At 40.5% G+C, this 10,292-nt stretch carries 9 protein-coding genes and 1 pseudogene; 4 read left to right on the forward strand and 6 right to left on the reverse strand.

The genetic code is table 11. The features are described 5' to 3' along the window. Window positions 1-107: 107 nt before the first annotated feature. Entirely contained in the window at window positions 108-674 is a 567-nt protein-coding gene (locus AOQ70_RS05725; RefSeq protein ID WP_059375176.1) for a cysteine hydrolase family protein, read from the forward strand. 44 nt (window positions 675-718) lie between these two features. Here AOQ70_RS05725 and AOQ70_RS05730 read toward each other — a convergent pair whose 3' ends face one another. The 3 genes from AOQ70_RS05730 to AOQ70_RS05745 all read right to left on the reverse strand — a co-directional run bounded on the left by AOQ70_RS05730 (window position 719) and on the right by AOQ70_RS05745 (window position 2,954). Further along, complete coding sequence (locus tag AOQ70_RS05730) at window positions 719-1,273, reverse strand: hypothetical protein (RefSeq protein WP_059375179.1); 555 nt, start codon at window positions 1,271-1,273, stop codon at window positions 719-721. A gap of 280 nt (window positions 1,274-1,553) precedes the next feature. Beyond that, window positions 1,554-2,156 carry a 30S ribosomal protein S4 gene (rpsD, locus tag AOQ70_RS05740; RefSeq protein WP_039180654.1) on the reverse strand — a complete coding sequence of 201 codons (603 nt, stop codon included), beginning with the start codon at window positions 2,154-2,156 and terminating at the stop codon, window positions 1,554-1,556. 300 nt (window positions 2,157-2,456) lie between these two features. Continuing rightward, on the reverse strand, window positions 2,457-2,954 hold the full coding sequence (locus AOQ70_RS05745) for a GAF domain-containing protein (protein ID WP_025092283.1): 498 nt from the start codon (window positions 2,952-2,954) through the stop codon (window positions 2,457-2,459). Between the two features lie 126 nt (window positions 2,955-3,080). On the opposite strand from AOQ70_RS05745, the gene refZ reads away from it, so the two are divergent. Continuing rightward, a complete protein-coding gene (gene refZ, locus AOQ70_RS05750) occupies window positions 3,081-3,746 on the forward strand; it encodes a forespore capture DNA-binding protein RefZ (protein ID WP_024426169.1) in 666 nt (221 codons plus the stop codon). Here refZ and hisJ read toward each other — a convergent pair. Then, window positions 3,716-4,531 (reverse strand): histidinol-phosphatase HisJ, encoded by an 816-nt coding sequence (hisJ, locus tag AOQ70_RS05755; RefSeq protein ID WP_059375184.1) that lies wholly within the window; start codon window positions 4,529-4,531, stop codon window positions 3,716-3,718. The genes refZ and hisJ overlap by 31 nt on opposite strands. Window positions 4,532-4,870: 339 nt before the next feature. Between hisJ and ezrA the strand changes: the two genes are divergently transcribed. Beyond that, a complete protein-coding gene (ezrA, locus tag AOQ70_RS05760) occupies window positions 4,871-6,574 on the forward strand; it encodes a septation ring formation regulator EzrA (protein ID WP_059375186.1) in 1,704 nt (567 codons plus the stop codon). Between the two features lie 41 nt (window positions 6,575-6,615). On the opposite strand, the gene brnQ (AOQ70_RS05765) is transcribed toward ezrA, so the two are convergent. Then, window positions 6,616-7,959 (reverse strand): branched-chain amino acid transport system II carrier protein, encoded by a 1,344-nt coding sequence (gene brnQ / locus AOQ70_RS05765; protein ID WP_039180646.1) that lies wholly within the window; start codon window positions 7,957-7,959, stop codon window positions 6,616-6,618. 215 nt (window positions 7,960-8,174) lie between these two features. Further along, on the reverse strand, window positions 8,175-9,515 hold the full coding sequence (gene brnQ, locus AOQ70_RS05770; protein ID WP_039180644.1) for a branched-chain amino acid transport system II carrier protein: 1,341 nt from the start codon (window positions 9,513-9,515) through the stop codon (window positions 8,175-8,177). Between the two features lie 186 nt (window positions 9,516-9,701). Here brnQ (AOQ70_RS05770) and AOQ70_RS05775 point away from each other — a divergent pair. Then, window positions 9,702-10,292, forward strand: a pseudogene (locus AOQ70_RS05775) (cysteine desulfurase family protein); the annotation flags it as partial.

Below are 10,292 nucleotides of genomic sequence, written 5' to 3' on the forward strand. Positions count from 1 at the left end.
ATGACACAAAATAAAACATCGTACATAGCCGAATAAAAACATGTACAAAACGTCCACCATTCCGTACACTACATGTAGTGAATGTGAATATTCGGAGGTGGGCGTTTGTGAAAACGAATCAAAAGGCTTTCATCATTGTAGATGTACAAAAAGCGTTCGAGCATGAAAAATGGGGAGAACGCAATAACCTAGAGGCAGAGGGAAATATCAGCAGGCTATTGACGTTTTGGCGAGAGAAAGGCTGGAAAGTGATTCATATTCAGCATACATCCGACAATCTGGACTCTGTCTTTCATCCGGCAAATGAAGGGCACCTTTTCAAAGATATTGCTAACCCGCTAGAGGAAGAAACAGTGATACAAAAGAAAGTCAACAGCAGCTTTATTGGTACTAACTTAGAGGAACATTTAAGATCAAACCAGATTGACACGGTCGTCATCGCAGGATTAACAACCCCTCACTGCGTTTCAACGACCACAAGAATGAGCGGAAATCTTGGCTTTGATACGTACTTGATCTCAGATGCAACAGCTGCCTTTGGATTAACGGATCAAAATGGTACATATTTTGACCCAGAAACGATCCACCGGCTCTCACTTGCAACCTTGCATGATGAATTTGCGACTGTCATGACAACAGAGCAGCTCATCGCAAAATGGACAAGTCAAGAATGAACGATTGGAAGCTCCTAGAAAGAAATCTAGGAGCTTTTTTCATGCTAATGATATGTGTCCAGCGATTGTTTTCGTTGTTTCTTACGTGAGTAAAAGAGATCAATCTCAATAAATAAAAAACTGACAAAGAATGATAAAATTAATACGCCGGAATCCCCTATCGATACATTCATTAAATTTAAGTAAAGGACATACTTGATAGAGACATGTAAAACGATCCAAGAACTCACCCATTCCAAAGTATAAGTGAGCCATACAGGAAGTTTAAGGAGATAAGCCAGTCCTTTTCCTATGAATAGAAGGACAGGTGACCAAAAAACGACGATAACACTCACGAACAAAGAGAAAGAGATTAAAGAAAAAAATGAATCATACGTGATGGTTTCTCCAAAAAGAAAATTCACGCCTAAAACGGTGATGTATAGCAATACACTAGGAATCGCGATCACAAAGCAGATAGAAAAAAAGAGCAGGAAGATAAACAGACTTGCAGCAAATCTATTGGGCGGTTCATCTATGATTTGTTTTTTTCTTAAAAGAGAATAGGCGATCACTGATAAGATTAAAAGTAAGAATAGAATGATTGTGATACTAAACATGGAACTCCTCCATCTAAGTACTATAGAGAACAATACGACTGATACCTCATCTATCATTATTGTACCAATAGAAAAAAGGCAATTCAATGAATTGTTTCCTATATTTGTATATATGATTGAAGTAAGAATGGAGCAGGCAGCCGGGGAAAATAAGTGTTGAAAATGGAAGATGACTTCAAATGATTTCATGTATAATTGAGAACATACAAAAAACCCTAGAACTCCTTGAACAATCAAGGGATCTAGGGTTTGTTTGCTCTCTCTTAGAGAAGTAATGAAATTAACGAGAGTAGAACTCAACGATTAGTTGTTCGCTGATTTCAGGCGCTAATTCAGAACGCTCTGGAAGACGAGTGAAAGTTCCTTCAAGCTTTTCAGCATCGAAAGAAAGGTATTCAGGAACGAAGTTGTTTACTTCAACTGATTCTTTCACTACTGCAAGGTTTTGAGATTTCTCACGAAGAGCAATCGTTTGACCTGGTTTCACAGAGAAAGATGGGATGTCTACACGGCTTCCATCAACAAGGATGTGACCATGGTTTACTAGCTGACGAGCTTGGCGGCGAGTACGAGCAAGGCCAAGACGGTATACTAGGTTGTCAAGGCGAGTTTCAAGAAGGATCATGAAGTTTTCACCTTGTTTACCAGGAAGTTTAGCAGCTCTGTCATATAGTGTACGGAATTGACGTTCGTTGACACCGTACATGTGACGAAGCTTTTGCTTCTCTTGTAATTGTAAACCGTATTCAGATAGTTTTTTGCGTTGTCCTGGACCATGTGGGCCTGGAGCGTAAGGGCGTTTTTCAAGTTCCTTACCTGTTCCGCTTAATGAAATGCCTAAACGGCGGGAAATCTTCCAACTTGGACCTGTATAGCGAGCCATAATGTGACTCCTCCTTATTGTTTTTATTTGTGAAAAATAAAAACCGTCTGTTCTTCCTCTTCTTCGTCATTATGTTTTCATGCATCCTCGCTCCAGCAGCAGGGAGTTACAAGATGCACCTTCATATAGAAGGAACAAAATGATACAAAAAAGCCGAACAAAAAGGCTGCCATATTTCACACAAACTCTATTATATGACGCTGGGTATGAGAAGTCAACCTATTTAGAGGCAAAGGTGACGTTCCCCATTATATAAAGAAACATAAAAAAGCAGACAATGTGCCTGCTTTTTCTGCATGATTACGCATCCGTAGAGACGGATAACGCCTGTTGAAGAATCTCTGTAAATTGAATAAGGTAGGTCTCATCTACTTCACTGAAGCGGTCTTTCACAGGACTGTCAATGTCGAGTACCCCAATGATCTGTCCATTGACCTTGAGCGGAATGACTATTTCAGATTGCGATGCGGCATCACACGCAATATGTCCAGGGAAAGCATGGACATCAGCGATACGCTGCACTTCACCTGTCGCAAACGCTGTACCGCAAACGCCTTTTCCAGAAGGGATGCGCACACATGCAGGCAGTCCGTTAAATGGACCAAGCACAAGCTCGCCGTCCTTTGCTAAATAAAACCCTGCCCAATTAACTTCAGGAAGTGAGTGATAGAGTAGCGCAGCTGCATTTGCCAAGTTGGCAATCAGATCAGGTTCACCATCTGTAATGGCTTCTACCTGTTTGACAAGCAATTGATAGTCTTTTGAAGGATCGCCAGACTGTTTTTCGACATGAAACATGAAAATCTCCTACTTTCTATCTTAAAAATACATAACTTGCGTTTCGCATGTGGGATTTGTCGAGCAATTGTAAAAGGAACTTCCGCCTTCATCTTGAAGTATGTACACATGAAGAGGGGTGAGCGGATGAAAACATCAACAACCGTGCAAACAAAAGACCGTATTATGGATGCTGCCATCAGACTTTTTAACCAAAAAGGATTTTCTGGAACCTCTGTCCGTGAGATTGCGAAGGAAGCAAACGTGAACGTTGCCCACATTTCTTATTACTTTCAAGGAAAAGGAGGGCTGCTTGAGCAGCTCGTATCCGATTTTTATGAAGGTTACATTCACATGATTGAATCACATCTTCATCACATGGAAACTCGTCACGCAAAAGAATGCTTACTACATGTGGTTTTTGATATTTTATCTTATCAGCACAAGCACCGTCAATTAACCCGTTTCGTTTATCGGGAGGTGACGATTGATTCGACACTCATCAGAGAAATCATGTCGACATATTTAACAAAAGAAAAGTATTTGTTTCAGCTTATCATTGAAAAAGGAAAAAGCACCCATGTTATTTGTGAGCAGCTTTCACTCGCATCCTTTATGATTCAGCTGAAATCACTTCTCATGATGCCATATTTACAGCCGCAATATTTAACAGAGGTGCTTTATTTGAACCCAAGTGAGCCGTATTTCTATCAAATGTACTTTAAGGAGCTGAGCCGCTCGCTTCATTATTTGTTAGAACCAAAAGAGCCGGCATTAGATTCTCATCTGAACCTCATGATGTCCTCGAATTGATCATACGCATATCCGAGATCCTCCGCTTGATGGGCATCAGAGCCGAATATGAGCGGAATTTTTTTCTTTTTGGCAAGGTCAATCATCCATGGATCTAAATAGATACTTCTGGCATATGTTTTACGAAGACCTGATGTATTAAAATCTAAGGACATGCCTTTTTTTGCCGTTTCTTCAAGGCAAAGGGTGACCTTTTGACAAAGTTCAGGTGACATTTCATATGGAAAAAGCTGTTTGAATTTCTGGACAAGGGTGATATGACCGATTCTCTTTGGCTTATATTGGCCTAAAGATGATAGAATAGAAGAATGAATTTGGTCATAGTAGCTTTGGTAGACCTGTTCGATGCTGCCATAGATGCTTATTAGCTGCTGGAAGGCATGCTCGTCAAAATCAAGGCAAATATAATCATCGCCAGCAGGAAGAAAGTGAACAGATAAAATGGCGTCGTCTAGCTCTGGACCGTAGCAGTCTAAAAAGGTTCTAGTTTCCTCTTCATACTCTTTGATAAAGTCAACCTCAAGCCCAGTTTTTACTATTAATTGTCCTTTGTATTCTTGTTTCAGCTGAGCCAGTTTCGTGATATACGCTTCAAGGTCTTGGAGCTTCATGGCACTATCCTGCTCAGGTGTTGGATCTTGAAACGATGGAGGCAGCGGGGCATGCTCGGTAAAGGTTATGGAATCAAATTCCTTTTTGATGGCTTTTTCAATATAAGAATGAAAAGAATCAAGCGAACCGTGCGGGCAAAACGGTGTATGTAGATGTGCATCTTGTTTCAGCATGTCGTCACCTCTTGTCGATATTTTGAAAAACGTGATGTTTATCAGCGAAAATAATGAAAAATCATGACCAAAAATGCTGGTTACATGGTATCATAATAACAATGAAAACGACAGCTTCCGCATACATAAAAGCAGGTCACATTGATACGTGTGATCAAATGATAGAAAGCGCACAAATACTTTCTTGAAAAAACATACATAAAACCGTGAATGGATGGTATTGGACAACATACGATCCTGCTTATAAAAACAAATGCAAAGCGGACACGAAAGGGTTCTCAGGTCTACTCGGGACACTTTTACCCTGACATCACTTAGATCACAACAAGGGGGCTCATTATGGAGTTAATCATCGGTTTAATTGTCATTTTGCTTGCTTTGTTTTCAGTCGGTTATTTCCTGCGAAAAAATATATATAAAGAGATTGACCGATTGGAAGCATGGAAAATTGAAATTTTAAACAGATCAATTGTAGAAGAAATTTCAAAGATCAAACATTTAAAAATGACCGGAGAAACAGAGCAATTTTTTGAAAGATGGCGTGCAGAGTGGGACGATATCGTCACAGCCCATCTTCCAAAGGTAGAGGAGCTATTATATGATGCAGAAGAGTATTCTGATAAATATCGATTCTCCAAAGCCAAGCAGGTTCTTACGCACATTGAGGACTTGCTGAGTGCTGCTGATTCGAACATTGAAGACATTTTAAAAGAGATTGCAGACCTTGTCACAAGCGAGGAGCAAAATCGCAAGGACATTGAAAAGGTCAAAGAACAATATCAAACAGTTCGAAAAAATCTGCTTGCGTACAGCCATTTATACGGCACCCTTTATGACAAAATGGAGCAGGACTTAGATGAGGCCTGGGAAGGGATCAAGCAGTACGAGGAAGAGACAGAAAACGGAAACTATATGAAAGCAAGAAAGATTTTGCTTGAGCAAGACCGCAGACTCGATCAGCTTCAGCTGTATATCAATGATGTACCGAAGCTCATTGCAGACTGCAAACAAACCGTACCAGGCCAGCTGACGAAGCTGAAAGACGGATATAAAGAAATGACAGACAAAGGCTACAAGCTCGAGCACATCCAGATCACTAAAGAGCTTGAGAACTTAAACAAACAGCTGACCCGTGCGGAAAAACTGCTGATTGATGAACTCAATCTGGATGAAGCATCAAGCATTCTCCAAATGATTGATGATGCAATTCAGACGCTGTATGATCAGCTTGAAGCGGAAGTAGAAGCAGGGCAGGAAATCAAAAGCAAAATGCCTGAGCTGACGGAAGCATTTGAAAAACTCGAGCAGGATCACACGCAAACAAAGGCAGAAACAGCTCTTGTAAAAGAAAGCTACAAACTGACAGCCGGAGAGCTTGATCAACAGAAGGCGTTCGAAAAACGCTTAGAAGAAATTGAAAAGCTCATGAAACAAATTCGAGAGAAGCTTGATCGTGATCATGTCGCATATTCATTATTAATGGATGAAATCAATCAGCTCGAAACCTTTATCGATGATGCAAAAGCATTGCATGATACGTTTAAAGATCACCTTCAATCATTAAGAAAAGAAGAGCTGCAAGCGAGAGAAACACTGGCTGAGCTCAAAACGATGCTGACAGATACAGTGCGTCAGCTGCAAAAAAGTAATATTCCAGGTGTACCTGCTGACATGAAAGAGCAGGCTGAAAAAGCGCAGGAGATGATTCAGCAAGTGCACGAGCAGCTTGAGAACCTGCCGCTCAACATGCCAGCCGTGAATGAGCAATTAAAAGAAGCCTCTGACACAGTGAGACATGTTGTGGATGAGACGGAAGAAATGCTCACTAAAGTGGATCAAATTGAACGAATCATTCAATACGGTAATCGTTTTAGAAGCCAAAATCATATTCTTTCTGAACAATTAAAAGAGGCAGAGCGAAGATTTTATGCATACGATTATAACGGTTCATTTGATGTAGCAGCGGCAGCTGTTGAAAAAGCATCACCTGGATCTGTCCAAAAGCTTTTAGCTCAGCAGGAAAAAGAATATCAGCATCAATAAAAAAAGCTGAAGTCCATTGATAGGACTTCAGCTTTTTTGTATTATGACGCCTGTTTTTGGCGTTCTTCTGAAGCAGAAGAAGTGAAAAGTGAGATCAGGAATCCAATGGCGACTCCAAGTATCGCAGGGACAAGCCAGCCAATGCCAAGGTCATAAAAAGGCAACACTGTTTGGAAGATGTCTTTTACTGGACCGATTGGAAGCTTTGCTGCTGCTAATCCGTCAAATAAGCTGACGCACCCTGTTAAAATTAACGAGAGGACATATACTGGTCTTCTATGTCCAAGCCATTTATCAGCAAGTGATAGAACGATGATCACAATTGCCAGAGGATAAATCGCTGTTAAGACTGGAACAGAGAAAGCAACGATATGAGCAAGTCCAAAGTTAGAAATGATGAAACTAAATAATGTAACAAGTGTCACGACCATTTTATAAGAAAGTTTAGGAAGTAACTTTGAGAAATACTCTCCGCATGATGTGACAAGACCGATACTTGTTGTTAAACAAGCGACTGTAATGGCAGCACCTAATACAATATTTCCAAGACTTCCGAAAAGGAACTGAGAAGACTGAGCTAAGATTTTGCTTCCATCTCCCACGAATCCAATGGCATGTGTACTAGAAGCACCTAGATACGCAAGTGACAGGTAAACGAAGGTTAATCCAGCAGCTGCAATCAAACCTGCTTTGATACAAGCAGAAGCCAGTGCCTTTTTACTTGTCACACCGCGTCCTTTAATCGCGTTGATGACAACAATTCCAAATACAATAGAAGCAAGAGCATCCATCGTTTTATAGCCCTCTAAAAATCCTTTGAAAAACGATCCGTTGCTATAAGATACATCTGGTGTACCAATCACGCCCATTGGCGTCAAAATGGCTTTGACAATGATAATAAAAATGATCGTAAATTTAATCGGTGTTAATATTTTCCCTACACGATCCACGATTTTCGTTGGATTTAAAGCAAGGTAATACGTAATACCGAAAAAGACGAGTGTAAATAAAAGAAGGGACAGCCAAGCTGGTACACTTGATAAAAATGGTAATGCGCCAATCTCATACGAAACTGTTCCTGTACGCGGAATAGCGAAAAGCGGCCCAATGGATAAATATAAAATGACGGTGAATGCTGTTCCAAACACTGGATGAGCCTTATCCGCAAGTCCTTTTGCATCACGTCCTGTTAAAGCGATCGCAATAATACCTAGTAGAGGTAAACCGACACCTGTTAATAAAAATCCGCCCATTGCTCTCCATACATTTGTTCCAGCATATTGCCCAAGCTCTGGTGGATAAATCATATTTCCGGCGCCGAAGAATAAAGCAAATAACATAAAACCTATAATAACCGTATCTTTCGTCGACAATGTTGCCTTCATTGAATATAAAGCCTCCAATATTATGTTGAAATATTCTGTTAATTAGTTGTTAAAACCGTTCTTCATTAACATTCACTAATTATAAAGGATGTACGCCTGATGTCAACATGTGTTTTCATACAAAAGTCATGAATTTTTCTATTTTAGTATATGAAGAACATAAAAAAACATCCCCTTCTCCTATGGAAAGGGATGTTTTTTGTTTTGATGCTTGATTAAGCAAGCTGTTTAGGTGGACTCGTGAATAAAGAAATAAGAAGTCCAATAATAGCTCCAAGAACGGCAGGGATTGCCCAGCCGATCCCAAGTTTATATAAAGGAACAACAGCTTCTAAAAATTCAGGTAATCCGCCAAGAGGGATTTTCGCTGCCACGAGCCCATCAATCACAGCAAAGACACCTGTGAAAAGGAGTGAAGCGATATAAATGATTCGTCTTCCATTGATCCATCGATCAATAAAAGATAAGAGAATGATCACGATGGCTAACGGATAAATCGCAACAAGCACTGGAACAGAGAGCGAAATAATTTGTGCCAGTCCCAGGTTTGCTACAAATGTACTGAATAAAGATACAACTAAAACAACTGTACGATAAGAAAAGCGTGGAAATAGCGTAGAAAAATATTCTCCGCAGGATGAAACAAGTCCAATACTTGTGGTCAAACAAGCAAATAAAATCGCAGCCCCTAACACAATATTTCCAGCAGAACCAAATAAAAAGTTTGCCGCAAGCGAAAGGAGTTTTCCCCCATCATTTGCTCCGACCATACCTGTAGCCTCAGGACTTGATGCTCCGACATAAGCGAGTGATATGTACACAAGAGCTAGTCCAGCAGCTGCGACAAGCCCCGCTTTAATACAGGCTGCTGCAATCGATTTACGTTCTGTAATACCACGCTCTTTCACAGCCGTGACAACGACAATTCCGAAAACGATTGAAGCAAGAGCATCCATCGTTTTGTAGCCTTCTAAAAAGCCGGTAAACAGCGGGCTTCCTTCATAGGTTGGATGTGGACTGCCAATTCCACCCATTGGTGTTGCGATTGCTTTGATCACAATTAAAGCAATGACAGCGAGTAAAATTGGTGTTAAAATTTTACCGATTCGGTCAACAAGCTTCGATGGATTTAAAGCAAGAGCATAGGTAATGCCGAAAAAAGCAATTGAAAACAAGAATAATGGAATCCATGATTCAGACTGCGCTTCAGACAGAAACGGCGCCAGCCCAATCTCATAAGAAACCGTCCCAGTACGAGGGATTGCAAAGAAAGGTCCAATGGATAAATATAATATGACGGTGAAAATGGTACCGAATGTAGGATGAGCTTTATCAGCAAGCCCTTTTGCACCTGTTCCTGTCAAGGCAACGGCAATGATGCCTAGCAGGGGTAGTCCCACGCCTGTCAGTAAAAATCCACCGATCGCAAGCCATACGTTTTCACCTGCGTACTGTCCAAGTACAGGAGGGAATATCATATTGCCTGCGCCAAAAAAGAGTGCAAACAACATTAAGCCGATGGCTAATGTGTCTGTTTGACTTAACTTATTTTTCATAAGGTTATCCCCCTATTATTTTATTTTTCCGCCATGTTTAAATATTCTGTTAATTTAGGAAAAAATATGACAATGGCACTATGCATGATATAGTGAATTGATGAGGTTGTCAATATACCGCTTTATATTGAAATAAAAGGAATTCGGATCATATTAGTTAAACGCAAGAGGATAAGGAGTTTCGCAATGATGTATCTTGATAATAGTGCAACCACAAAACCGTACCCTGAAGTTATACAAGTATATCAGCAAGTGAGTGAGCGTTATTTTGGAAATCCATCTTCGCTTCATCAGCTCGGAATAGATGCAAGCCGGCTGTTAAATGAAACGAGAAAACAAATGCTTCACTACACGGGCTTAAAACAATATGAGATTATTTTTACTTCTGGTGCTACAGAAGCGAATAACATCGCCATTAAAGGTGCAGCACTTGCCAAAATGAATCGGGGCAAGCACATTGTGACGACAGCAATTGAGCATCCTTCTGTCATTGAATCGTTTGAACAGCTAAAGGCGTTATTTGGCTTTGACATCTCCTATATTCAAGTAAATGAGCAAGGCCATGCAGATATGACGCATTTAAAAGAAGTGCTTCGCCCTGATACAGTGCTTGTCAGCATGATGCACGTCAATAACGAAACGGGTGCCATCCAGCCGATTGAAGAAGCTGCTGGCATCATTCGTGAGCATGCCAAAACGCGCTTTTCATGTCGACGGGGTGCAGGGAATGTGCAAAGTAGCACTTAATAAACAGCTAGATGTAGATCTTTTGACGAT

The sequence above is a fragment of the Bacillus sp. AM 13(2015) genome (genome assembly GCF_001518755.1).
Classification (GTDB): domain Bacteria; phylum Bacillota; class Bacilli; order Bacillales; family Bacillaceae; genus Bacillus; species Bacillus safensis.

What these genes read in the sequence shown, in the direction of transcription:
- brnQ (WP_039180646.1), bottom strand. Translation starts at nt 7,959, where the DNA reads ATGAAGGCAACATTGTCGACGAAAGATACGGTTATTATAGGTTTTATG.
- refZ (WP_024426169.1), top strand. Translation starts at nt 3,081, where the DNA reads ATGAAAACATCAACAACCGTGCAAACAAAAGACCGTATTATGGATGCT.
- rpsD (WP_039180654.1), bottom strand. Translation starts at nt 2,156, where the DNA reads ATGGCTCGCTATACAGGTCCAAGTTGGAAGATTTCCCGCCGTTTAGGC.
- AOQ70_RS05745 (WP_025092283.1), bottom strand. Translation starts at nt 2,954, where the DNA reads ATGTTTCATGTCGAAAAACAGTCTGGCGATCCTTCAAAAGACTATCAA.
- AOQ70_RS05730 (WP_059375179.1), bottom strand. Translation starts at nt 1,273, where the DNA reads ATGTTTAGTATCACAATCATTCTATTCTTACTTTTAATCTTATCAGTG.
- brnQ (WP_039180644.1), bottom strand. Translation starts at nt 9,515, where the DNA reads ATGAAAAATAAGTTAAGTCAAACAGACACATTAGCCATCGGCTTAATG.
- ezrA (WP_059375186.1), top strand. Translation starts at nt 4,871, where the DNA reads ATGGAGTTAATCATCGGTTTAATTGTCATTTTGCTTGCTTTGTTTTCA.
- hisJ (WP_059375184.1), bottom strand. Translation starts at nt 4,531, where the DNA reads ATGCTGAAACAAGATGCACATCTACATACACCGTTTTGCCCGCACGGT.